26 protein-coding genes are annotated in these 23,831 nt (G+C 43.1%); 17 read left to right on the forward strand and 9 right to left on the reverse strand.

All coding sequences use genetic code 11. The features are described 5' to 3' along the window. The first annotated feature begins 16 nt into the window (after nt 1-16). Nucleotides 17-604: a CDP-alcohol phosphatidyltransferase family protein gene (locus ACH11B_RS11370; protein WP_377612721.1), complete on the forward strand. Its 588-nt coding sequence runs from the start codon at nt 17-19 to the stop codon at nt 602-604. Here the strand turns inward: ACH11B_RS11370 and ACH11B_RS11375 are convergent. Then, nucleotides 601-4,650 (reverse strand): chemotaxis protein CheB, encoded by a 4,050-nt coding sequence (locus ACH11B_RS11375; RefSeq protein ID WP_377612719.1) that lies wholly within the window; start codon nt 4,648-4,650, stop codon nt 601-603. The two genes, ACH11B_RS11370 and ACH11B_RS11375, sit on opposite strands and share 4 nt — an antisense overlap. A 27-nt stretch (nt 4,651-4,677) precedes the next feature. Then, the gene (locus tag ACH11B_RS11380; RefSeq protein ID WP_377612717.1) at nt 4,678-6,180 is read right to left on the reverse strand and encodes a GAF domain-containing protein; all 1,503 of its coding nucleotides are present in this window, start codon (nt 6,178-6,180) and stop codon (nt 4,678-4,680) included. 282 nt (nt 6,181-6,462) lie between these two features. Between ACH11B_RS11380 and ACH11B_RS11385 the strand changes: the two genes are divergently transcribed. Beyond that, complete coding sequence (locus ACH11B_RS11385) at nt 6,463-6,717, forward strand: hypothetical protein (RefSeq protein ID WP_013665435.1); 255 nt, start codon at nt 6,463-6,465, stop codon at nt 6,715-6,717. A gap of 45 nt (nt 6,718-6,762) precedes the next feature. On the opposite strand, the gene ACH11B_RS11390 is transcribed toward ACH11B_RS11385, so the two are convergent. Then, nucleotides 6,763-6,978: a CsbD family protein gene (locus ACH11B_RS11390; protein WP_013665436.1), complete on the reverse strand. Its 216-nt coding sequence runs from the start codon at nt 6,976-6,978 to the stop codon at nt 6,763-6,765. Nucleotides 6,979-7,223: 245 nt separating this feature from the next. Here ACH11B_RS11390 and ACH11B_RS11395 point away from each other — a divergent pair, with 245 nt between their 5' ends. The 6 genes from ACH11B_RS11395 (at nt 7,224) to ACH11B_RS11420 (ending at nt 13,468) form a co-directional block, all read left to right on the forward strand. Continuing rightward, nucleotides 7,224-7,679, forward strand: coding sequence for a soluble adenylyl cyclase-like protein (locus tag ACH11B_RS11395; RefSeq protein WP_377612715.1), 456 nt, complete (start codon nt 7,224-7,226; stop codon nt 7,677-7,679). Nucleotides 7,680-7,885: 206 nt separating this feature from the next. Next, nucleotides 7,886-9,130 (forward strand): ribulose-bisphosphate carboxylase large subunit family protein, encoded by a 1,245-nt coding sequence (locus ACH11B_RS11400; RefSeq protein ID WP_377612713.1) that lies wholly within the window; start codon nt 7,886-7,888, stop codon nt 9,128-9,130. A 2-nt stretch (nt 9,131-9,132) separates the two neighbouring features. Continuing rightward, nucleotides 9,133-10,530 carry a four-carbon acid sugar kinase family protein gene (locus ACH11B_RS11405; protein WP_377612711.1) on the forward strand — a complete coding sequence of 466 codons (1,398 nt, stop codon included), beginning with the start codon at nt 9,133-9,135 and terminating at the stop codon, nt 10,528-10,530. A gap of 12 nt (nt 10,531-10,542) precedes the next feature. Further along, nucleotides 10,543-11,205: an aspartate/glutamate racemase family protein gene (locus ACH11B_RS11410; protein ID WP_130856338.1), complete on the forward strand. Its 663-nt coding sequence runs from the start codon at nt 10,543-10,545 to the stop codon at nt 11,203-11,205. Nucleotides 11,206-11,213: 8 nt separating this feature from the next. Beyond that, a complete protein-coding gene (locus ACH11B_RS11415) occupies nt 11,214-12,500 on the forward strand; it encodes a bile acid:sodium symporter family protein (RefSeq protein WP_377612709.1) in 1,287 nt (428 codons plus the stop codon). A gap of 74 nt (nt 12,501-12,574) precedes the next feature. Further along, complete coding sequence (locus ACH11B_RS11420; protein ID WP_377612708.1) at nt 12,575-13,468, forward strand: glycoside hydrolase family 43 protein; 894 nt, start codon at nt 12,575-12,577, stop codon at nt 13,466-13,468. A 7-nt stretch (nt 13,469-13,475) separates the two neighbouring features. On the opposite strand, the gene ACH11B_RS11425 is transcribed toward ACH11B_RS11420, so the two are convergent. Next, a complete protein-coding gene (locus ACH11B_RS11425; protein ID WP_377612706.1) occupies nt 13,476-14,846 on the reverse strand; it encodes an alpha-L-fucosidase in 1,371 nt (456 codons plus the stop codon). A gap of 283 nt (nt 14,847-15,129) precedes the next feature. On the opposite strand from ACH11B_RS11425, the gene ACH11B_RS11430 reads away from it, so the two are divergent. Both ACH11B_RS11430 and ACH11B_RS11435 read left to right on the forward strand, forming a co-directional pair. Beyond that, on the forward strand, nt 15,130-15,486 hold the full coding sequence (locus ACH11B_RS11430; protein ID WP_041388145.1) for a PleD family two-component system response regulator: 357 nt from the start codon (nt 15,130-15,132) through the stop codon (nt 15,484-15,486). 114 nt (nt 15,487-15,600) lie between these two features. Next, nucleotides 15,601-16,215 (forward strand): LuxR C-terminal-related transcriptional regulator, encoded by a 615-nt coding sequence (locus tag ACH11B_RS11435; RefSeq protein ID WP_130856341.1) that lies wholly within the window; start codon nt 15,601-15,603, stop codon nt 16,213-16,215. Here ACH11B_RS11435 and ACH11B_RS11440 read toward each other — a convergent pair. The 3 genes from ACH11B_RS11440 to ACH11B_RS11450 form a co-directional block, all read right to left on the reverse strand. Further along, on the reverse strand, nt 16,212-16,571 hold the full coding sequence (locus ACH11B_RS11440) for a YetF domain-containing protein (RefSeq protein WP_377612703.1): 360 nt from the start codon (nt 16,569-16,571) through the stop codon (nt 16,212-16,214). The genes ACH11B_RS11435 and ACH11B_RS11440 overlap by 4 nt on opposite strands. A gap of 43 nt (nt 16,572-16,614) precedes the next feature. Then, on the reverse strand, nt 16,615-16,938 hold the full coding sequence (locus ACH11B_RS11445; protein WP_377612701.1) for a hypothetical protein: 324 nt from the start codon (nt 16,936-16,938) through the stop codon (nt 16,615-16,617). Between the two features lie 260 nt (nt 16,939-17,198). Continuing rightward, nucleotides 17,199-17,363, reverse strand: coding sequence for a hypothetical protein (locus ACH11B_RS11450; RefSeq protein WP_013665448.1), 165 nt, complete (start codon nt 17,361-17,363; stop codon nt 17,199-17,201). Nucleotides 17,364-17,643: 280 nt separating this feature from the next. On the opposite strand from ACH11B_RS11450, the gene ACH11B_RS11455 reads away from it, so the two are divergent. Then, nucleotides 17,644-18,144 carry a hypothetical protein gene (locus ACH11B_RS11455; RefSeq protein WP_130856344.1) on the forward strand — a complete coding sequence of 167 codons (501 nt, stop codon included), beginning with the start codon at nt 17,644-17,646 and terminating at the stop codon, nt 18,142-18,144. A 5-nt stretch (nt 18,145-18,149) separates the two neighbouring features. Then, nucleotides 18,150-18,602 (forward strand): DUF421 domain-containing protein, encoded by a 453-nt coding sequence (locus ACH11B_RS11460; protein WP_013665450.1) that lies wholly within the window; start codon nt 18,150-18,152, stop codon nt 18,600-18,602. A gap of 34 nt (nt 18,603-18,636) precedes the next feature. On the opposite strand, the gene ACH11B_RS11465 is transcribed toward ACH11B_RS11460, so the two are convergent. Continuing rightward, nucleotides 18,637-18,993, reverse strand: a complete 357-nt coding sequence (locus ACH11B_RS11465; protein WP_013665451.1) for a response regulator transcription factor — start codon at nt 18,991-18,993, stop codon at nt 18,637-18,639. A 345-nt stretch (nt 18,994-19,338) separates the two neighbouring features. Between ACH11B_RS11465 and ACH11B_RS11470 the strand changes: the two genes are divergently transcribed. The 5 genes from ACH11B_RS11470 (at nt 19,339) to ACH11B_RS11490 (ending at nt 21,625) form a co-directional block, all read left to right on the forward strand. Continuing rightward, complete coding sequence (locus tag ACH11B_RS11470; RefSeq protein ID WP_013665452.1) at nt 19,339-19,572, forward strand: hypothetical protein; 234 nt, start codon at nt 19,339-19,341, stop codon at nt 19,570-19,572. Nucleotides 19,573-19,858: 286 nt separating this feature from the next. Continuing rightward, on the forward strand, nt 19,859-20,032 hold the full coding sequence (locus ACH11B_RS11475; RefSeq protein WP_165446985.1) for a hypothetical protein: 174 nt from the start codon (nt 19,859-19,861) through the stop codon (nt 20,030-20,032). 12 nt (nt 20,033-20,044) lie between these two features. Continuing rightward, nucleotides 20,045-20,845 (forward strand): SDR family oxidoreductase, encoded by an 801-nt coding sequence (locus tag ACH11B_RS11480; protein WP_149105297.1) that lies wholly within the window; start codon nt 20,045-20,047, stop codon nt 20,843-20,845. A 170-nt stretch (nt 20,846-21,015) separates the two neighbouring features. Then, entirely contained in the window at nt 21,016-21,372 is a 357-nt protein-coding gene (locus ACH11B_RS11485; RefSeq protein WP_130856346.1) for a hypothetical protein, read from the forward strand. 34 nt (nt 21,373-21,406) lie between these two features. Further along, nucleotides 21,407-21,625, forward strand: a complete 219-nt coding sequence (locus ACH11B_RS11490) for a hypothetical protein (protein ID WP_130856347.1) — start codon at nt 21,407-21,409, stop codon at nt 21,623-21,625. Nucleotides 21,626-21,899: 274 nt separating this feature from the next. On the opposite strand, the gene glgB is transcribed toward ACH11B_RS11490, so the two are convergent. Further along, nucleotides 21,900-23,825, reverse strand: coding sequence for a 1,4-alpha-glucan branching protein GlgB (gene glgB, locus ACH11B_RS11495; protein ID WP_377612699.1), 1,926 nt, complete (start codon nt 23,823-23,825; stop codon nt 21,900-21,902). Nucleotides 23,826-23,831 lie beyond the last annotated feature (6 nt).

Consider the following 23,831-nt stretch of genomic DNA (forward strand, 5'->3'; position numbering starts at 1 on the left):
GCAAAAAGGCTTGTATATGCATAAGGGAAGCTATTATATGGTTAACGGCATTACGTTTTATCGTTTAATAGCCGCTCCTTTTCTCCTGTTTCTTATCTTTTCTGAACAGCTTAACTGGTTCAAATGGTTACTAGCCTTCAGCTTTTTTACCGATGCCATCGACGGTTTTTTGGCTAGAAAGTACAAGGTTGTGAGTGTTATGGGCGCCAAGATGGACTCCATTGCGGACGATTTAACCATATTGGTGGCCGTTATTGGGCTATTTGTCTATCACAAGGATTTCCTATACAGGGAGTATAGTTGGATACTCGTATTGCTTATTCTCTTTCTCATTCAAGTTGGCTCAGCGTTGATTCGTTACGGAAAATTTACCAGCTTTCATACCTACCTCGCTAAAGTGGCCGCCGTTGCCCAAGCACTTTTCTTAATACCGTCATTTTTTCTTACCACGCCTTCTTTACCCTTATTTTATATCGCGGTCGCCTTGACGACTTTAGATCTACTCGAAGAAACCATCATGGTGTGGCTGTTGCCCAAGTGGAAAGCCGACGTCAAGGGGATAAAGGAAGCGCTGCGAGTGCGACGGAAGCAAAATCCAAGCTAGGCCTGTTGAATGGGTAGACTGAACCAAAACGTGGAACCTTCGCCCGGTGAACTGACTGCGCCGATTTGACCCTGATGACGCTTAATGATGTCCGACGAAATGAACAGGCCTAAACCCAGTCCTGAAAATTGTGACGAGGATTCCTCTACGCGGAAAAAGCGGTCAAATACCAGATCGAGCTTTTCCTGTGGTATGCCGATGCCGTAATCTTTTACCGAAATCTTCACTTCGGACTCGTTCCGTTCTGTAAATAAGTCAACCTTGTCCGCTTTGGGCGAATACTTGATGGCATTGGTCAAAAAATTAATCAATACCTGCTCAATGCGGTTTTTATCGGCATATACATCGACATCTATATTGCCGTGTATTTGAATCGTATGGCCCCCCATATTTTTTACCTCGTACACACAATCTTGTATCAATTCATTGATGTTAAACGTTGATTTCTGTAAGATAATCTTCCCTGCCTGAATCTTCGTTACGTCCAGCAGATTTTCGATTAAGAAAGTAATCTTGTCGACCTGCTGATTAGCTTTCGCTACAAATGTTTTAAGCATACCATTGGGCCCGCCTTTTTCCGCTAGTCGATCGATAAGCTGCAAGCTGGCTTTCATGCTCGTAATAGGCGTTTTTAATTCGTGGCTGGCAATGCTCATAAACTCATCCTTCTTGGTAGCTAATTCCCTGGTAGCTAACTCGGCTTCTTTTAATGTACTTACATCCATTAATGAGCTGATTACTCGAAAAGGCATACCGGACTCATTATTCAGGATAAAACTTCTATCGAACACGTGGCAGTAAGAGCCATCCCCTTTGTGAAAACGATATTCGCCGCTCCATTGTTCGGCACCTTGGTTAATCGCTTTAAGCAAATCTTTTCGTACAGCTTTCACATCCTCGGGATGGATTTTGCTGAACCATTGATTGATTTCCTTTAAATTCTCTTCCGACTTATAGGCGAAGATGGAATAGAAATTATCGCTGTACCATACCGTATTATTAACAAGATCCCAATCGCGTATGCAGTCGTTGGTGGCACGAGCTACCAACCGAAAACGTTCTTCGCTGAGGGCCAATTCCGCTGTTCTTTTCGCTACCTCGTCTTCCAAGCCACTATTCAGATTCTTTAACTGTTCGCGGGTAACAACCAGTTCATTATAGTTTTTGCGCAGTCTGTCTGTCGTCTCTCGTTGCAGGGTAATATCATTAAACGTGAGCGCCAGGCCGTCTCTCATTTTAACCATACTTATCTCAAACCACTGTTCGCGGTTGTCGATCTGTAAATTACAGGCAATCTTACGAGCAGTTCCGGAAGAATAGGTGTCAAGTAGTTTTTTGGTGACCCGCTGGCCGAGGCGTTTGCTTAAATGCCCGAAAAAGGACGGATGTTCTTTATGAATAGCTAGTTTATCTAACAGATTGATTCCTGCTTCATTTTGGGTGAGCAAGGCAAATTGTTGATCGGGGCTTGAAGCGTCTTTATTGACCGCTAGCACAAATATGGCTTCTAAGCTGGCATCAAATACGGCTTTGATGATGCTGTTCAGGTTTTCCAAAGCGGAAATATCAATGAAGCTTAATACAAGGCCATCAATCTCTTTGTCGCGCCGAACAAAAGGATAAATACGCATAAGGTAGATGCGGCTATCCTGTAATTGCACCTCTTTTTCGTAAAAGCCTTTGTCGCTTTGCGCTTTCTTAATATCTTCCAACAGGTTATCATTGGCAAGATTATTGGAAATATGGCCGATGGGCCGTCCGATGTCACCTTCTATTAAATTAATTAGGCGCATGGCTTGCGGATTAAACTTCCGGATTTTTAAATCCTTGTCCAGAAATACCTGACCGACCTCCGTGCTTTTGAAGTAATTGTCAAGGTCATCATTCAACTCGATGAGCTCCTTAATCTTCAGCTGGTGCTCCGTGTTTAATGTATGCAACTCCTCATTGAGCGACTGCAACTCTTCGTTGGAACTTTGTAACTCTTCGTTACTGGATAATAATTCTTCATTGGAGCTCTGGAGTTCTTCATTGGTTGTCTCCAATCCTTCTATCGCCAATTGCAAATTATTACGTGTTTCGCTCAATTGCTCTTCCAGCTCTTGAATGTAGCGCTTTTCATCCGGCGAATCGCTGCGCGGCGTAAACGTCGATAGGGGTTCATGTTCCCGCAGCGGGATGGTTACATCAATAAAGACCAGCATGGATAAATGCTCGTGTGGAGGTGCCGCTGGGTGTATGTGAATATTGACGTGATTGATCTGGTCATCCTTATGGAAGCTTAAGCCGGTCAACGATACTTTTATTCCTTCTTGTCTCGATTCACGTATGGCATTGCTCAATGGTAGTTTTACCTCCTCGGGAACCATACTGAGGATATTCAAATTCAGCTTTTTTTTGGGAAGGCTCAAATAATTGTGGTAGTTGCCGAGGGTTTCTTTGACCTCATTGTAGCCGTCTATATAGATAACGGTATAACCGAGTTCGTCCAACATGAGTTGTTGAAAATCACGACGAAGGCTTTCACTAACACTCAGTGATTCAGTGGCTTTCCTGGGAACATACGAAGTGCTGACGGTACCAAGTGCATTGCCATATTCACCCAAGTACTTTTTCAGTTGATGTGGTGATCTTTTGAAAATTTTCCATTTGCCCGATATTTGTTCAAACCCGTTTTCAAGAGCCCCGGTGGTTTCACTGGGTCCTAAAAATAAGGCACCGCCCGGTTTCAGGGCAAAATGAAAGATCGACAATATTTTCTCTTGCAATACCTTGTTCATGTAGATCAGCATATTGCGACAACTGATCAGATCGTTCTTTATAAAAGCCGGATCTTTGATGACATTATGGTGAGCGAAAACAACTTGCTTTCGAATACGTGGTATAACGGTATAGTGATTATCCTCTAGCGTGAAATAGCGTTTCAATATCGAAGAGGGTACATCTTTTTCAATGGATAAGGGATATCGATTTCTGCTGGCAAGTCGAATGTTACTTTCATCGACATCGGTGGCAAAAATCTTTACCGGAAGCCGAGTTGCCGTCTGCTGAAGGTATTGATCCAGCGATATGGCCAATGAATAGGCTTCCTCGCCGGTACTACAGGCACAAACCCATATCTTAAAGGTCTCCCCGGTTGCTTTTTGCTTGACCAGCGATGGGTAAACTTGTTCTTCTAGGTAACGGAACGCTTCGGGGTCCCGAAAAAAACGCGTCACATTGATTAATAAATCATTTGCTAAACTATGCACCTCGTCCGCATTTCCTTCCAGGAATTCGATGTATTTTTGAACGCTTTTTATTTGCTGCAGCCGTATGCGCCGCGAAATACGGCGGATAATCGTCGGCGTTTTATAATAATTGAAGTCGCGATCACTGTTTTCATGCACCAGCGCTAAAATACGATCCACCTGTTGATCGTTCAGCTCACCGCTCAGCGCTTCATCTTCCCCATTCATGAGCTGTATATAATCCAGCATCTGCTGAGGCATTTCCTTAGGAGGTAATATCGCATCCGCATAGCCACTCATAATGGCCATATTAGGCATGCCGTCAAATTTAGCTGTATTCGGCTCTTGTACGAGCACATAGCCTTTGTTCTTTTTTATAGCCTGAATACCTTTGGTCCCATCACTTCCCGTACCGGAGAGGATGACCGCAATGGCCCTTTCCTGTTGGTCATTTGCCAGCGAGTCCAAAAAAATATCAATGGCGTTGTTGGGAACATTGTTGACCACTTTTTCGGCTAAGCATAAGGTCCCATTATGAATGGTCATGCTCATCCGATTAGGGATGACATAAATAGCCGCTCGCTCCACCGCCATATTGTCTTTGGCTTCCAGCACTTTCATTTGGGTATGCTTGGAAACCAATTCCACTAAAAGACTCTTATAATCGGGCGATAAATGTTGTATAATGATAAAAGATAATTGTGAAAAATCCTGTACGGCATCGAAAAAGCTATTGATAGCTTCTAAGCCACCGGCAGAGGCTCCAATGGCTACTATATAATGGGCCGTTTCTCTTATATCCTTTTTTTCGGTCATAGAAAGATGATACTGCAATAATAATAATTATTCCTGCGCATTTTTACTTAAATACTCAAATAGGTAGAGTCGGATGGCGTGAGCTGCCTCTTTTTCTTCTTCTTTCCAAGGGATGGATGAGTTCTTCACCTCTTGTTTCCAAATCCGGAAGGAATTACGTGGATGATAAGTGCCGGCATCCTGCTCGAAATTCACGGCTTCGTTTGGATTTCCTCCCCAGTCAATGGTATAAGGGTGTTCAGATCTAAAACACAACAGATAATTTCCCTTGTGTTTGTCTATTTCGATGGCCAATAAACCGCTGCCTATATTCGAGTACGCTTGCGCTTCTTCAAATTCATTTGTCATACTATTACTAACAAAAACCGGTTCTAATTGCTTTTCCTGTAACCAAAAGACAAGGTTTTGTAATTGCTCTTCGGTTGGAACAGCGCCGGTGCTATAGTATTTATTGTCGTATATTAATACGGCCCCTTGCGCACTAAATAGTTTCAATAAATGATATTCGTTATCAAAAAGTGCTTTTTCAAGGGAAACTTCGCGGTATAGATTGCGAAGGATAGCATTTTTATGAGTTGAGATGGTGCTGTTGAAAGCAAAGGTCTCGGCATTTAACAGATTGGCAAGTTGTTTCGAAACAAAATCAGCCAGTAGCTCAAACTGACAGCAGGTTTCGAAATCCGGGTAACGCGGTGTATTATGATGAAAGGAGATCAGCCCCCAAAGTGTATCATTTACGAGAAGCCGCACAGACATGCTGGCATCTACTTCCATATTATGCAGGTATTCCAAATGCACCGGTGCAACACTCCGTAGATGGCAATCAGACAAATCAACAAACGACATACTGAGTGGGTTGATAATCGGGTAAAGCTTTACCGGTTCATAATGGGAGGTCGGTATCAAGCGATAGGGGCTTTTTTTATAGAGTTCTCTTGCGCTCTTCGGAATATCGGAAGCCGGGAATTGTTGGCCTAAATAGCTCACCTTCCCGCTATGGTTTGCCTCCGCAACGACTTTTCCATTCCAATTTTCATCGAACTGATAAATCATCACGCGATCAAAACCTGAAAGTAGCTGGAATTGTTGGGCCGTAGCTGATAAAAGTGTGGGCAGGTCATGCTTTTGTTCTAGCTCTGCAAAATTATACCGAAGCGCTTGATAAATTTCCAAAAAACTTTTTTCTTCGCTTGTGGGGCTTAATTCTACTAATAGATAAGGGCCTTTCATATGGATTAGCGCTAAAAATAAGCTGTCGGCCAAACGTAGGTGAAATGGAATCTTTTGACTGCTGAAGTGATTGCCGGTAAGCTTTTCGGCATGCAGCGGTTCGTCCAGCCAATCATTGATGGAGGTTCCAATAACCGTGTCTAAGGGCTGATTAAATAGCGTCTGAATGTTTTCGCTCACTTGTACGATCTCCAAATGTTCCGGATCTAAAGCTAAGAGATAACCATGAGGCTGAATTAAATTAACATTATGTAGGGGTATTTTTCCGCAAAATTCAGCATCATAGTTTCTGATCGTCATGTTATCGTTCTCCTGTAATTTGTAGCGCTTTTTCGTAAAAGTACTATTTAATAAATTAATTGTTGTCTCTTCCGGTTTACAAAGTACCCTTAAGGGACTAAATCGGACTTAATCATCTTAATAAAACGAAGAAGCAAAACTTTTGTTTCATCCTGTTAGGATATTTTTTTTCTTTAGACGAAACGATTTGATTACCTATCTGCTGTTTCAATTTCGTGTAGACTGTAGTTGACGCCAAACAATAACCGGTACATTGGGTTATCTTAAAAAAGAACTGCGATTATGGCATTGAAGGAACCGATCTTGAAGCTGCTGCGTAAAAAGTATGATCCATTATCTTTGGTGGAATTAACTTTTCAGCGTTACGATCTGATGTTTAAAACCGATGAAGAGGGGAGGCCTATTTTGCTTTTTATGGGCAAGAAGGATGCGAATGGGAATATACGGGGTGAACGATACGCTAGAAGACTTAAGTTTGACAAGGAAGGACGCCTCATTAAAGACCATTGGGATCAGAAAGGGAAAGCCACGCCTTAAGTGAAACAAGGGGCCTGGTTACCCATTTTAGCCCCTTGTTGTTCGTTAAGCTCTTAATTTAAGATCGGAAATAAAGGAGAGGTGATTGAGATAGTCAACGATATCCTCTCTACTTTTTCCTGTTTTCTGCTCTAAACGATGAACCAGCTCGATCTCTTTACCTTCTTCATAGTATAGGTCATCTTCCGTGAGCTCACTCCATTTCGTTCTTATCTGATTTTTAATCTGTCGCCATGATCTTTTTAATTTCCATTCACTCATATGCATTTCATGTTAGGTAAACGTATAGACGTAAATTTCACTTACTTTGTTTGCAAGCTAAGAATTATTTATTTCTTTTTAGTGACGTATACTGTGATTATTTCAATAATTTACACAGGGAAGCGGTGTTCACGTAGTATGAAACTGGTTGGTATACAGTTTTTTCACAATTGGGTCTCAATTTTTTCTTTTTAACTAACGAACTTATTACTTTTGTCTCAGTAGAATCAACCTAAATTAATCTCATGACAAAAAATCCGCTATTAGATGAGCAAACAATCGCCTTTCTGAAAGAGTTCGCTGAAAGTATTCGTGCCGAAATTGACGCCATACAATGTACCATTGATATCGTGCAGAAACGAAAGCAAATTTCTGTTTTTCATGAACCCAAAATGATGGATGCTGCAACAGAAGAGGCGGTTTCTTCCCCAGCGAAATGGAGGAGAGGTGTTCTGGTGCCTGTTGAAAAATTCGACCCTTTCGGTAAATTGGATAGAAAAATTGCCTATGCGCTCACACGTTTAGGAACGGGCGACCGCGATGCCATTTTAAACGAAATCCATCAGGCGCAACCGGACCGGGATAAATACAAACTGGAGAACGCTTTGGCGGTGCGGATGAATTACCTCTTGAAGAACGGTTTTGTGGATGCGCAAAAAATCGGAAGAAAGTATCAATACCAATTGCTCAAGACGGACTGAAAGAAATAGCTGTATGCAAAAAGCTAATATGCTACAATAGCTTGCATACATACTACAATAGCACTATTGTTCTCGCTGATAAATTTGTCAGTATAAATCTAATCTGTTTGACTAGTGGATAATCAATAGGTGTAAAACGGCAAAGAACCTTTTTACGCATAGCTTACTGATTATCAATCTAACGGATTAGGTCGATTCAATAGGCTATGAAAAGAATTATTGCGAAATACTATATTGAAACTCCCTTTGATCCGGAAAAAGCGGCTTTGATCTTGGCGGGCGAACAATCATCGGGTACCTTTGTGTCAGTTCCCGGTGAAACGGAAGATCTAAAGCGACGCTTTGCTGCGCGTGTGGAAAGCGTTCACCTGCTGGGATCGGTTTCACAGCCGGCCATTCCGAGCCCGAAGTTCACATCCGAACGGTATCAACGAGCTTATATCGAAATCTCCTGGTCGATAGAAAATTTTGGCTATAATTTACCGGTGCTTATTTCCACTTTGCAAGGGAATCTTTATGAGCTCAGTCAGTTCACGGGCTTAAAATTATTAGATATCCAATTTCCTACCGCCTATGTCGCTCATTTTGAGGGGCCTCGTTTTGGAGTGGCCGGTTCCCGAGCAAGTACAAAGGTGGACGGACGACCCTTGATCGGCACCATTATTAAACCGAGTATTGGCATGAGCCCTTCGGATAGTGCTAAATTGGTGAAAACCTTGGTGGAGGCCGGTATTGACTTCATAAAAGATGACGAACTGCAATCAGCAGCAGCTAACTCCAAGTTGGAAGATCGGGTTGACGCCATTATGCGTGTCATCAATACGCATGCGGACAAAACCGGGAAAAAGGTCATGTATGCTTTTAACATTAGCGATGAATTGGATAGCATGTTGTCTCGTTATGACTATATCGTCAGGGCAGGCGGGACCTGCGCCATGCTCAGTATCAATAGTATTGGCCTTGCCGGCGTAAAAAAAATATGTGATCAGGGTGCATTGGTTATCCACGGTCATCGGAATGGTTGGGGTATGCTGAATAGGCACCCCCTGCTGGGTATTGAATTTACGGCCTACCAAAAACTTTGGCGCTTGGCAGGCGTAGATCAGCTACATGTAAATGGAATTCAGAATAAATTCTGGGAATCGGATGACTCGGTGGTACAGTCCATCGAAGCTTGCTTAACGCCTTTATTTTCTCGTGAAACATTATTGCCCGTGGTATCTTCCGGTCAGTGGGGAGGGCAAGCCTTTGAAACCTACAGGCGTACGAAAACCATTGATTTATTGTACATGGCAGGAGGCGGGATTATGGCGCATCCCAAAGGTCCCGGTGGGGGTGTGGTGGCCTTGCAACAGGCTTGGGAGGGCGCGGTTAAAGGACTTTCCATGGAAGAGGCCGTTCGACTATATCCTGAATTTGCCCAATCGGTTCAAAAATTTGGTCAGCAATAAACATGGATGCAATGCAGGCCCCTTTCTTCGCCTATTATGGTGATGATTTTACCGGATCTACCGATGCCTTAGAATGTCTCAATCAGGCGGGGTTAAAAACCGTATTATTTATTGATGTGCCGAACGTTGAACAGTTGGCACGCTATCCCGGGATACAGGCTATTGGTGTTGCCGGCATGACGCGAACCATGGATCCGGTGGCTATGGGAAACGAGTTGTCGCAAGCCTTTGCTGCTTTAAAAGCGTTGGGAGCTCGACATGTGCATTACAAAGTTTGTTCAACCTTCGACTCCTCGCCGCAAATAGGGAGTATCGGTACGGCCGCAGAAGTTGGGATCAGTGTCTTTAATCCCCGCCTTGTTCCCTTATTGGTGGCTGCCCCGCCTTTGGGAAGATTTTGTTTATTCGGTAACCTTTTTGCCAAAATGGGAATCGGTAGTCGAGGCGATATTTATCGCCTGGATCGCCACCCTGCTATCAGTTACCATCCCGTTACACCCATGCAAGAGGCGGATTTGCGTTTGCATTTATCCAAACAAACGGAATTACCCATTGGCTTGGTGGACATTTTATCGGTTCATCAGGGGGTGGAGGAAATTAGGATAAAAACGCAGGCATGCTTAGACCTGGGAATTCCGATGGTGCTTTTTGATGCTCTTCATCTTTCGGATTTAATGCCGATCGCCGAGGTGCTGGATGCATACGGCACACTGGAGAAACCCCTGTTTTCAATAGGATCTTCAGGCGTAGAAATGGCTTTCGGTATGTATTGGAAGACCAGGGGGGTGGCGAAACAAACGGTGGATTGGCCAGCTTTAAACCGTGTCGGAAAGCTTTTGGTACTTTCGGGCAGTTGCTCGCCTGTAACGGCGAAGCAAATCGAGTATGCGCTTCTTCATGGTTTTCGGGCAGTCGCTGTTCCTGCTTCTGCTGTTGATCCCGCTGCCGATTTACAAACGCTTATGCGCAGCTGTATAGAACAAACGCTTGCTTTTATGGAAGCGGGCTTTCCCGTAATTCTGCATACCAGTTTAGGTCAAGAGGATGAACGAATTGCGGAAACGCGTGAATTGCTGCGTCAGAAAGGATATGCCGAAACGGAGATAAGTGCACAAACAGCCCGCATTCACGGGCAAGTGTTAGGTGAAATTGCTCGCTATATTGCAAGGACTACTGATTTGGGACGTCTTGGCGTAGCAGGAGGCGATACCTCAAGCCTCATTGCGCGTGCTTTAGGAATAGAAGCAGTAGAGATGATTGCTCCGTTTTCACCCGGTGCACCTTTATGCCGGGCCTTCGCACCTAACACACCCTTGGATGGAATAGAAATTAATTTCAAGGGAGGACAAGTAGGGGATGAACATTATTTTATTAAGCTATGGGGCGCGAACGCTTCTTAAATATTTTATGATATGATACCAAAAACTTTAGGACTTATTCATACGTCGGCTACGTTGATTCCGGTATTTCAGCAACTATGCCAGCAATATTTGCCGGGCGTAAATCTCTTCAATATTGTAGATGATAGTTTGGTGAAGAATATTATTGCACGAGGCGGTAAACTTACGCCGTCCATCTCCAAGCGGGTGGCAGATTATGTCGCCTCAGCGGAAGATTCAGGTGCCGATTATATTCTGGTTACTTGCTCGTCCATCGGTGCTGCGGTAGAGGCGGCAGCCGACACTGTCAGGGTGCCGGTACTTAGGGTAGATCAACCGATGGCCGACCTGGCTGTACAGAAAGGTAAACGGATAGGTGTTATCGCAACGCTCCGAACTACCCTGGAGCCAACAGCCGACCTGGTGCAACGAAGAGCTGCCTTGCTAGGAAAGGAAATTGAAATAAATGCACGATTATGTGAGGGCGCATTTGAAGCCTTAATGGGTGGTGATGCCGCTAAACACGATGAATTAGTAGCAAAAGCATTGCGTCAACTGACGCAGGAAGTGGATGTTATTCTATTAGCCCAAGCAAGTATGGCACGAGTGGTTGATACATTAGCAGATGAAGATAAGGGGGTACCGATCTTAGCCAGTCCTCCTAATGCCATCCAATATATTGCAAACTTAGTCTAAGGATGCCCATGATGCATTTACGAAGAGCCTGTTTGGGAGTAAGTGGCATTGCCGCCCTTCTCCTATTACTTGGGATTGTGTTGCAAAACGAAGCCATCTGGCAACCTGCTGCGGTTTGTACCGCCTTGGGCCTAGCGGTGGGTATCGGAAGCATCGATATACTGAGAAATTACCAATACACAGCCTGGATTATTGTTGCAGTCGTTTCGGCCATGATTTATCCACGAGCTTTTATGCAATGGGGTGAAGTGGATTTGAGGAATAAATGGTTAATCCTAATCATTATACAGCTCGTTATGTTCGGTATGGGAATACAAATGAGCATTCGTGATTTTTCGGGTCTAGGTAGTACGGGCAGAGGAGTTTTGATTGGCTTAATCTGCCATTTTTCGGTGATGCCTTTGGTTGGGTATTTATTGACACGTTTGTTCCCTTTTGATGACGAAATCGCTGCCGGCATTATTCTCATAGGCTCTTGTTCGAGCGGTTTGGCTTCCAACGTGATGGTATACCTCGCGCGGGCAAACTTGGTTTTATCGGTAACGGTTACGGCGATGGCCACGCTGGCGGCACCTTTTTTAACGCCTTTGCTGATGCGTTTGCTGGCAGGGACATTGATTGAAGTGAAATTTTTGCCGATGATGCTGGAAATTATACAGATCGTCATCGTGCCTATAGGAGCGGCCCTGTTACATGATTACCTCAAAACGGCCAAGTCCGCACGAAAGAAGCTTGTGGTCGTCATCGGACTCGTCTGCGCCGGTTGGCTCTTCTCGCAGGTGCTATTTTTATGGGATTTATTAGCCTCGCATTTCTCGGTGCCGGCCGGCCAATCTTTGACTGTCCTGAACTTTTTTACGGGGGCATTTATTGTGGGCGGACTATATCACCTTCTTTATCTCCGCTTTAAGCGTATTGATCAGTTAGTGCCCTATGTATCGATGTTTGGCATTGTTTATTTCACCACGGTAACTACCGCTGCCGGCAGGGAGCATCTGTTACAAGTGGGGCTGCTCTTATTTTTGGCTTCGGTTTTGCATAATGGTGCTGGTTACTTCTTCGGTTACTGGCTTGCCCGCCTTTTTAAATTAGATAAAAATTCCGCCCGCACCATTGCTTTTGAAGTAGGTTTACAAAATGGTGGGATGGCATCGGGCTTAGCAGGAAGTATGGGTAAATTGGCAACCGTAGGTTTAGCCGCTGCTGTATTCAGTCCATGGATGAATATTTCCGGATCTTTATTGGCTAATTATTGGCGGAAAAGACCGGTCATTGATGAGAACGAAGAAAAGTAAATACCGCTAATTTCTTTTATGCAAAACTTTTAGCAAGAATCGGAGGTTTCTATTGGGAACAGCAAGGTGTGGCTATGACGGCTTTCTTTAACCCCATTATTAAACATAAATATACAGCTGATCCAACAGTTATAAGTTACGGTGATCGCGTCTACCTCTACACCGGGCATGATGATCCGCCTCCTGGAGTTGATGATTATGTAATGAACGATTGGTGCTGTTTTTCTTCGAACGACTTAATGAATTGGGAAGAGCATCCGACTCCACTAAAGGCGACCGATTTTTCCTGGGCTTCGGGTGATGCCTTCGCGTCTAATGTGGTGTGTCGTGATCACATTTTTTACTGGTATGTAGCCGTTTCCCATCGATCAATTTTCGGAAAAGCAATCGGTGTAGCGGTGTCCAATAGGCCAACAGGTCCATTTACCGATGCTAAAGGGTCGGCGCTGATTACCGGCGATATGTTACCCTGTCCCACAACGGAAAAGGCAAACCTGGATCCGAGTGTGGTCATCGATGACATCGGACAAGCTTATTTATTTTGGGGAAATACGACCTGTTATTACGCGAAGTTGAAGGCGAATATGATCGAGTTGGACAGTGACATCCAAGTGGTGAATGTCCCCGCATTTGGGGAAGGGGCACACGTCTTTAAGCGGAATGGATGGTATTACTTGATGTATGGTTATGGTTTTCCGGAAGACATAGCCTATGCCATGAGCCCCACCGTGCATGGGCCGTGGGATTTCAAAGGAGTTATCAATAAGATGCCCTATAACTGTGAAACGAATCGTGCGGCGACACTTGATTTTCAAGGAAAATCTTATTTTTTTTATCATAATGGAGCTTTAGAAGGAGGAGGCAGTCACAGACGATCGGTCTGCCTCAACTCCCTTTACTATAGGTCAGATGGCACCATCGAGCCGATTATCATGACCCGAGAAGGAATAACAGCAGATGAAGGTTGAAGCGAATTTATTTGGCTCCTTCTAGTTCCGATCTCTCTACTTTTGAATTTTGGGGCTCTTTAAATTGCGCATACTCAATTTTCAGTACGACTGGATTGGGCCATTGATTGTTGGTGTAGAAACGTTGCCCATTGACAGCACTCACAGCGAGGCCGGCCGGGCTTGTGCTAGCTATTGTTTTTGCTGATAACCCTTCTTGGTACTCAACTAGCTCACTTTTGTAACCCAGTATACTCACTTTGGTCTGTTCACTTCCGATGATATAGGGAAGTAAGAAGTTTCTCCGGGTGCCGTAAGCCCAGTCGGACGGCTCTTTACGGGTAACGAAGGCGTAAATAGCCTTATTATTATTTGCTTGTATAAACCAGATATTGCCATCACGTACAATAGGTAGCGGTTTTACCTCATAAATTGATTCACTGTTGGCAAAGTTCCAAAGGGCTATTTCACGAAGCAGGTTCTCCTGTTCTATTTGCATGGATCCATTTGGTTTTGGTCCCACGTTCAATAGAAAATTACCGCCCTTTGCTCGAATTTCGATTAACATGTTAATGATTTCCGTGCCGCTTTTCTGCGGATCATTGGTGGCTTTATATTGCCAGTCAGTGCCCATCGTATAACAGGCTTCCCACGGACGAGGTAAGGGAACATCAGGAATACGCTGTTCCGGTGTTTTCATCAGATCGCGCGTAATTACCAGATCAGGATTGATACTCCAGGCATATTCGCGAAGTCCATCTCCCGGGCCGTCGATGAAAAGGATATCGATATTTCCATAATGGGTTAGCAATTCCTTCAACTGCGCTTTATCATAGTCAAATAAGGCTTTGTTATTTGCCGGATAATGCATAGGATGCTGTAAGCGACCTAAAGGAAGTTTCTGGCGATGAAGGAAATAAAAATCTTCCGGCGAAAAATAAATGCCGATAGCGATGCCTTGCTTTCGAAAGGCGTCAATAAGCTGCTTCGTGATATCCCCTTTATAAGGCGTATTCATTACATTAAAGGGCGTTGTCTTGGTATCAAACATACAGAAACCGGCATGATGCTTTGCGGTAAATACTACATATCTCATGCCTGCCAATTTGGCCATCATCGCCCATTCGTCGGGATTAAACTCCTTCGGGTTGAAAAAATGAGGAAGCTCTTCGATGTAGCGATTCACATAATCGTCCGATGCACCGGCTAGGGAGTGACTAATAACACCACCCAAGGAGACGTCTACGTTCCAATGAATAAACATACCGAAGGCTAAATCCTGAAACCAGGCAACTCGCTCCGGCTTGTTGTCTTTCTGTTGGGCATTCGCGCATAAGAGGATATGAAAAATCGCAAAAGATAGATAGAAACATTTGAGGCGAAGTTTTGAAAATAGCATCGTGTAGCGTTTTAAGATCCCGGTTTATCTTCAGAAACTAAATTAGCAAAACTTACGACTTTTTCTATAGGAATATAGAATTACTTTTTTAGGTATACAAACATTGGTTGGGGGAGATCATTACCTACAGCTAATTTTTTTTCGTGTAAGCTAAAACAATACGGATTTCTTCTTGTTTTTGAAAACATGAGCGTTAAGCATGTTCTTATTATTGTCTAACCTGATGAATAAGAGCCAACCCGTTCTAAGAATGAAGTCAAAAGATACTAATCAGTTTACATACATGAAACAAATAATCGTTGTAGAAGATGACAAAGATATAAGAGAATTAGTGGAATATCTATTGGTTAATGAACAATTTGATGTGAAAAGTTGTGCAAATGTAAAAGAGTTTAGGCAACGTATACAAGGTAATAAACCGAACCTCATTTTGCTAGATATCATGTTGCCGGATGGGAATGGTGTCGATCTTTGTCGAGAGCTCTATCGGGATGAAAAAACGAAGGACATTCCAGTCGTACTCATGTCAGCACACGGTAGGCGCAATTTAGTTGAAACGGAGCATTGTGTGCGCGATTTTATCGAAAAACCTTTCGATATCGACCATTTCATTAATACCATTAATCACTACAGTGTGTAATTGACTTTAAACAATTCCACGGTTTTTCCCAAGTCATTTTTTTTAAAGAAAGAAACTACAATGACTATTATTTTGTTACTATGACAGTATTTAATTGTTAGTTAAATTTGAAACATGAAGATTGCTGTCGTAGATTATAATCCGATCCATCGGGAAGGCGTAAAAAAGACCCTCGAAAAACACGATTTAGACGTTGTATTTGCCGGGCAACACTTGGATGACTTACCGAAGAGCACGGAATTACTGCTTTGTTTTGTGGATCAGTACGGAAATCAACGATGGCAAAATTGCATTCAGCAAGCGGTTGCCTCCGGATTGAAAGTAATAGTTTATGATATTGCTTCGAACCTACAAAGACCAGCCCTGTTTAAAAAACTAGGTGCGCATGGTTATCTTTCCAGTACGTTTAATTTAGATGATTTTCCGCAGGTTTTAAGGGTTGTTAAAAAAAACAACTTTTTTATCGATCCATCTTTACCCTTTTTGTTTTTTGAACGTTTGGCACCTTACGAAAATTATTTGGATGCATTTAATCCTAACGTTGCCTTAACCGATCAGGAAAATGAGGTACTGGATCTATTAATCGAGGGTTATACTACAAAGGAAATCTCGAAACGTTTAACAAGCAATAAAAGATTGATCGATGAGACAAAAGAAAAAATTTTTGCGAAGATAGGTGCTGTAGACAACTTGAGCCTGATATTGTATCGCATTTGTAGCCGGCTTTAGAAAGAACTTTCGCGACTCGGTTTTTCACTTCGATAAATGGCTTGCACCCAACTGGACTTCCCGCAATTTTTACAGCTTGTATCTTTGCCCTGATCCAAGCCACAGTAAGCGCAGACGGTTTGATCGGTAAGCTGAAAGCGATGTAGGTAAGCCGTATCGTTCGCAGGAATAATGGATAAACCGGCGAGGTCGTCTTCATTTTCAATTAAGGTAAAGCTGCCGTTGGGCTCAATGTAAAGTCTTTTCACCTGACCTAGATGAACGATATGCTCGGAACGCAATTGTGCAAAAACGCGTTCTCGGGTCAATGTAGTGCTTCTTATATTTTGCAGGCATAGGACTCCGTTTTCAACCAACGTATCGATATTACCTTGACTAATGCGCTCGAATTTTTCGCTCTTACTGGCTCGCTTGGCGATTATACGAAAGATAATTAAGGCCCCGTAGAAAAGCGACCGCGAGCAGCAGTATGATTATCCCTTGTACAATTCCTCGATCGGGGATTTGCATAGGCACAGCCACAATGGCACCCATGGTAATCATCACCGCCATTTCCGCTATCGTCAACTGCCCCGTCATGCGTTTTCCTAATAGTTTGAGGACAAGCAATAAGGCCAAATAAATAATAATCGTCCGTATGAACACTTCTAGCATAAAGGCCGCGGGCGTTTCTCCAAATAGGATACGTTGTATGTCCGTCAATTTTATTTCTTCTTTCTTCATAGGATCGCGCTTGTGCCCTTGGTTTACCCTCAGAAGAAATTCAAAACATTGGCCAAATTACTGCAGTTAGTTGGCAAGCTCATGGTGCGACGGGAGCCAGCGCTCTTACTTTTTAATTGTTTTGATTTATATACAACAATGAGGCAAGAAAGCGACAGACATCTACTTTTTGTTGTACCATCGAAATCCATATCCGAAGAGGTTATACATTGGCGCTGTTACGCAGGTTCTACCCTGTTAGCAGCATCCGCGTTTGATTTTTAGCTCTTTTTATGGTGATGTGGCTGTGAATAGGAGGGTGGATCACTGGCAGGAAAGCTCTGTTCGATCTCATCGTCTAACTCTTGATCCATTTTCTTCTTCGCCTCTGCCTGTTGCCTTTTTTCTTCGTTTTCAGCGTCGACCGCTTTTTTATCCTTTTTCATAACTTAATTTTTTCCGATAGCAACAATCTGCTTCCCTTTAGTAACAAGCTATAAATGATACAGTTTTGGAAAAAGGATAAAGAGCCCGAACAAAAAGTAAAGGATACCTGGAGACGATGTTAGGCCTTGGAAATCTATTTGACGTCATACGGGCGAAAATAAATTCCACTGATAAGTGGTAGAACAATCGGGTTTGTTTTCTGTTTATTTAAAGCCGATCTTTTTGAGAAGTGAACGTAGGCATCGGCGGGCTAATCGTGTATGTAGCTTAAAAAAAGATATGAGCGCAAACAATGCAATTGAAAGAGTAAACCACTCGTTAACACTCGAAGAAGATCTATCCTTGCATATAAAGGGATGGAAGACCCAAAAAGTGGGTGGTCTGCTCATCTTGATTTTAATGATTTTGACAGCTCTTGGGTTGTTCGGTGAAGGGCCCTTAAGTGCCCGAAAAATAGTAAACGGGGATATCACAGTGGAGTATGAACGTTATCTACGGTATCAGAAAGAGATGGATGTTAGCCTTCGTCTTTCGAATCAAGCCAATGTGCAGGTAGCTATTCCAATTGAATACCTCGATTGTTTTAAAATCGAAAAGATAGTACCGGAGGCAAATGAGAGCATCATTTCCGACGGAAAGGTCGTTTATACTTTTAACGTTGATAAAACGGGGGAAACTATTCTCCATTTCTATTTGCATGCACAAAAACCGGGGAGCGCAAAGGGAACATGGGAAGTTAATCACCACAATTTTCAAATCAATCAGTTTATTTATCCTTAAATACGATGAATCCAATTATACGAGGTATTGCCATTTATCTCTTCTTGCTGGTACTTTTTCGGGTATTGGGCAAACGTAGTTTAGCAGAGACGACAACTTTTGATTTTGTTTTGCTATTAATTATAGGAGAAGCTACGCAACAAGCGTTGTTGGGCGAAGATTTTTCAATGACGAATAGTTTGATTCTCATTACGGTGCTGATCGGGCTCGATATGATTTTGGGCAAATTTAAGGGGCGTTTTCCACGGTTGGATAAGATGCTGGAAGGGACACCCCTGATATTAATTGATCAAGGTCAACCTTTGAAAGAGCGAATGAAGCGAGCAGGTGTGGAAGAAGAAGATATTATGGAAGCAGCTCGTCTTAATCATGGGCTGGAACAGTTGAACCAAATAAAGTATGCCGTTTTAGAAAGAAACGGAAGTATTTCTATTATCCCATTCACTGCTCAAAGCTAATTAAGTCATTCGTTGGTTTGCCACCTGATCGTATTTACAACAGCTGCTTCTGAATTCGTTGTACAAAATCGTGAATATCAAATGGTTTTTTGATAAAATCCTCTGCGGGGCATTTACCATCGCCCATGAGTTGATGGTGCGCCGACATAATAATGATGGGTATATGTGAGGTAGATTGATTGGCTTTCAGTTGGTTGCATATGTCAATCCCGTTTCCGTCAGGCAACATCACATCCAACAAAAAGAGATCGGCGTGATTATCTTGAACATCCTTCCAAAAACTCTCTGCCCGTGCGTGGCTTTGAACGGCTAATTTCTCTTCTACTAAAATGTATTCGATGATTTCGCGAATGTCGGCATCGTCCTCAAGAATAACAACTTTCTTTTCCATAAAATGGGCTTTGTCTTTAGCTTATAGTTTTGCAACAATAGCTGCGCCATTATTCTCAACACAAGCCTGAATTCTACAGAATGTGTAACAAGTGTGTAATTAAGTCGTTGACCGGTATCGGTTTTCACTTAAGATAAATAGGCTCTTAATTCATAACCGTGGCAATATTTTGGACACAATGTTCAATAAAAATGGGAGCGAGCAAAGATAGCATAGGAGCTATTTTAGTTGACGAAATGGGCGGCCCCGGGAGTTCCCTGAGCATTTGATATGCTAAATGAAATTTTCAAAAACTTTAAGCGATTTAGGTCGTTGTTTTAATATCTACTTTAAAAACATGCAGTTATGGCAAATTTTGGAACGCCCGACGAAGGGCAACACACAAAGGAAATCGAAAATCAAACGGCAAAGATCCCATCGACAGTTTTTTTGGCAGCTGCTGTCGTTTCGATGGGCGCATCGTTAACCTTAAAATGCATGGGATGCAAGCATAGTGCTCTTTTCGTAGGGCAATGGGCGGCTCCTTTCCTACTTTTAGGGATTTACAACAAAATCGTGAAAACGTCCGGTAATGATTAAGAGATGCTAAAAGGCCTGGACATTACCGGGCCTTTTTTATGCTCTTTAAGACCGACTCGGCCTCTACCTCGGTTATGTGGAAACGCGTGGAAACATAAGCCAAACCCAAGCAATACTGTTCATTGCCTTGATAAATAAACACATCAATTTGCTAATTAGGACACTGCATCCATACCAAAATCGATGCGTTGTTTTTTACCTACCCTGTATGGTGTAATAGAACGCAAACGGAGATTGGCAACATATTGGTTTACTTATAAAGGAATAACCATAAACATTTAGGGAAATGAAAAAGCATGAAAAAGAACCAACACCGAAACCCACCCAGTTTGATGTGGATGAATCGGTCGGGGATTCCGCATTAGCGACGGAAAAGGAAGGTAAGAAGGAACCAAAGTCGTTCGATGAAGATGAATCGATCGGCAATAGTAACATGGATAATAAAAAAAGGAACAAGTAAAGTGTTGATATTATGAACGATAGAGAAAATACAGGAAGATACGCCTTAATTACCGGCGGGACCAGCGGTATTGGCTTGGAGCTGGCAAAGTTGTTTGCAGAGAATGATTACAATTTAGTGTTGGTGGCTAGAAACGAGCAGGAGCTGGTTCAGACTGCCGAAGAATTACGTACTAACGGAAGAGAGGTTATTACGGTGGTCGCCGACTTCTTTAACCCGGATGCTCCCTTTTCTGTATACGAGGAAGTGAAGGCTTATGGCATTGATATCGATGTGTTGATAAACAACGCCGGACAAGGGGTGTATGGAAAGTTCATAGAAACGGAATTGCAGCGCGAGTTGGACATCATACATCTAAATATTAGTGCTTGTGTCGTGCTCAGCAAATTTTTTGTCAAGGATATGGTACAACGAGGTTATGGTAAGATCTTAAATTTATCGTCAATAGCAGGCAAAATTCCCGGCCCTTATCAGGCGGTGTATCATGGTACTAAAGCCTTTGTTCATTTCTTTAGCGAGGCAATCCGTAGCGAATTGAAGGATACCGGCGTGACGGTAACGTCGCTATTACCCGGAGCAACCGATACCGATTTCTTTAGGAAAGCAGATATGGAAGAATCAAAGATTGTCCAAGAGCAGGAGTTGGCAGATCCAGCTTTCGTTGCCAGAAAAGGCTACGAGGCGCTCATGAAAGGAGAAGATATGGTGGTCGCCGGATTTAAAAACAAAATGCAAGTCGCCATCGGAAACTTAAGTACGGACGAAGCGGCAACGGAGCGAATGGGTAATATGCAAAAACCGACTGACCAATAAATTGGTGCCGCTGTTCTAAAAAAAAATCACGTCTGTCTTCTTTATAGATCATGCTTAGTGGTAGCGGCCTTGTATTGGACGCAGAAGAAAGATTTGACTAAGGGCACCTATGGTGTGCGCCTCTATTGGAACGATTTTGGCAATAGCTTACCTACCTGTTACTTATAAACATGAATAAACTTTCTTTAAGCGAACCACCTACACGGCCGCGAGGCGGCATTCGGTGGAAACCGATTGGTGACTCAGGCTCGTTAGACGTAGACCCGCGTCTAATGATTCTGGATATCGATTATACAGCGGCTAAATTACTTAATTGTGATCAAAGGAGCGTTAGAGGATATAATGTCTGGGATGTCTTATGCGCCTCCTTGCCTGCCTATCATCATCAGGTGGTGAATGCAGCGATCACGAACAGGGAAAGGCGTGTTATTCGCACCCGATTAAGTGGAACGAATGTTCCTGTTTTTCTAACAGTAGTACCTAAAAGCAATGGCTGCATGAACATTATGGTATCAAGAATTTCTTGAGATTAGATGCAGTTCGCACGTAAACCCAAAAATAATGGTGCTTAAAAAAGAAACAACGAAAAATGAAGCTGTTCTAAACCTTACCGCTTCGCTTAGAGCAGCCTTGGAAGGAGACGGTGTATTTCAGTCGCTTGTGAAGGAAGTGAAGTTATTGGCTTCTAATAAGGAAGGGATATATAGATTGGAGCAAGTGCTTGTCGATCACGAAGGACAGCTAAAGGAAGTTGTTTTTGATGGCAAACATTATAGATAAATAAATTTTCTTCTAAATTGTAAAGTTTAGTGCCACCACGTTGTCGAGATGACATCGTGGTTTTTTTTGCCAGATTAACGACAATAAAAAAATATAGGTTACCTACCCGCAACTGTAAGAATGGTAGGATTCTTGTTTTTATCTATGTGACGTGTTGTTTTTAGTATTTTTTCCAAAAGCCCTTTGCTGTCGTGAGATAACAAAGGGCTTTTTATCGATAATTTGATACGGTACCATACGCAAAGCTTTATTGAGCTAAGCCGCGCATAGCAGATTATTCGTCATATTGATATTTCAACACAATCACAGCGAGCGGAGGTAATATTAGGGACAAAGAATGTGTCCGACCATGATAAGGAATAGGGGCAGTTTCAATAATTGCATCGTTTAACACATCGCTTCCATGATATTTGAGATTGTCTGAATTAAGGACTTCACTATAAAATCCTTTTTTGGGTGCACCTATGCGGTAATTTTTACGCACTACGGGCGTAAAGTTAGCTACAAATAAAAGACTATCATCTTGCTCATCACTTTTTCTAATCCAGCTGATAACACTGTTAACGGCATCGTCTATTGCATTCCACTCAAAACCCGCGGGATCATAATTGTGTACATGCATCGCCGGTTCGGTTTGATAAAGCTTGTTTAAGTCCTGAATAAACGCTACGAGCCCCCGATTGGGCGCTCCAAGAGATTCGTCCCAGCTCAAACCATCATCGTGTTTCCATTCGTGCGACTGACCAAACTCACCCCCCATAAAAATCATTTTTCCGCCCGGATGTCCGTACATGAAAGCGTATAATAAACGAAGGTTAGCAAATTGTTGCCAGGCATCGCCCGGCATTTTCTTTAACAAAGATGCTTTTCCATACACTACTTCGTCATGCGATAAAGGAAGAATAAACTTTTCTGAATAGGCATAAACCATGCTGAAGGTTAATTGACCTTGATGATAACGACGATAAAGAGGGTCTTTTTGAAAGTAAGATAGGGTATCATGCATCCAACCCATCATCCACTTGAAATCGAAACCCAAACCGCCAAGCTGTACGGGGGCTGTTACTCTAGGCCAAGCGGTTGACTCTTCTGCGATTGTAAAGGCCCGTGGACAATATAGATGCACGGCCTCGTTTAGCTCTTGCAGAAATTGAATAGCTTCTAAATTTTCCCTACCTCCATACTTATTCGGAATCCACTGACCTTCGACGCGCGAATAATCGAGGTATAACATAGAGGCAACGGCGTCGACACGTAGGCCATCAATGTGGTACTTTTCTAACCAAAAGAGGGCATTGGAGATCAGAAAAGAACGCACTTCGTTTCGATCGTAATTAAAGATGCTACTTTTCCAGTCGGGATGGAAGCCTTTCTTGGGGTCGGCGTGTTCGTAGAGGTGGGTGCCATCAAAATAACCTAAACCGTGCTCGTCTGTTGGAAAGTGTGAGGGTACCCAATCCAGTATGACACCGATATCGTGCTGATGCAACGTATCTACGAGATACATAAAGTCTTGTGGCGATCCATATCGACTGCTTGGTGCGAAGTAGCCCACAACCTGATAGCCCCAGGAGCCATAAAACGGATGTTCCATCACGGGCATAAACTCGACATGGCTGAATCCAAGTTCCTTACAATAAGTTGGTAGTTCTGAAGCCAACTGGCGATAGCTTAAAAAGCTTGTGGGATCATCGTTGTGGCGTTTCCATGAACCAATATGCGTTTCATAAATTTTCAATGGAACGGTGAAGATATCGGTGCGCGTTTGTTTTTCTAGCCACGACTCATCCTGCCAGGCATAGTTTAAGTGGGCAATTCGTGATGCAGTCCGCGGCGGTTCTTCCCAAGCATACGCGTAGGGGTCGCCTTTTTCCACTTCGTAGCCATTGTATCCTTTAATATAGTATTTGTAACACTCACCTTCCAACCGATCGGGAATGAATAGCTCCCATATTCCGGAATCATCAGGTCTTCGCCCCATCGGATTAGCCGTTCGATCCCAATGGTTAAAATCGCCGACAACGGAAACTTGTTCGGCATTGGGCGCCCACACAGCAAAGTGAACTCCTTGTGCATCCGTTTCGCTAGCAAGGTGAGCACCCAACTTACCGTAAAGCTGGTAATGTTTGCCCTCCTTAAACAAACTGAGATCAAAGGCGGTGAAACGTGACTTAGGGTCGGTATGCGGAGCGGTGTTCATGATCGT

The sequence above is a fragment of the Olivibacter sp. EAT-5 genome (assembly GCF_044784325.1).
GTDB classification, from domain to species: domain Bacteria; phylum Bacteroidota; class Bacteroidia; order Sphingobacteriales; family Sphingobacteriaceae; genus Olivibacter; species Olivibacter oleidegradans.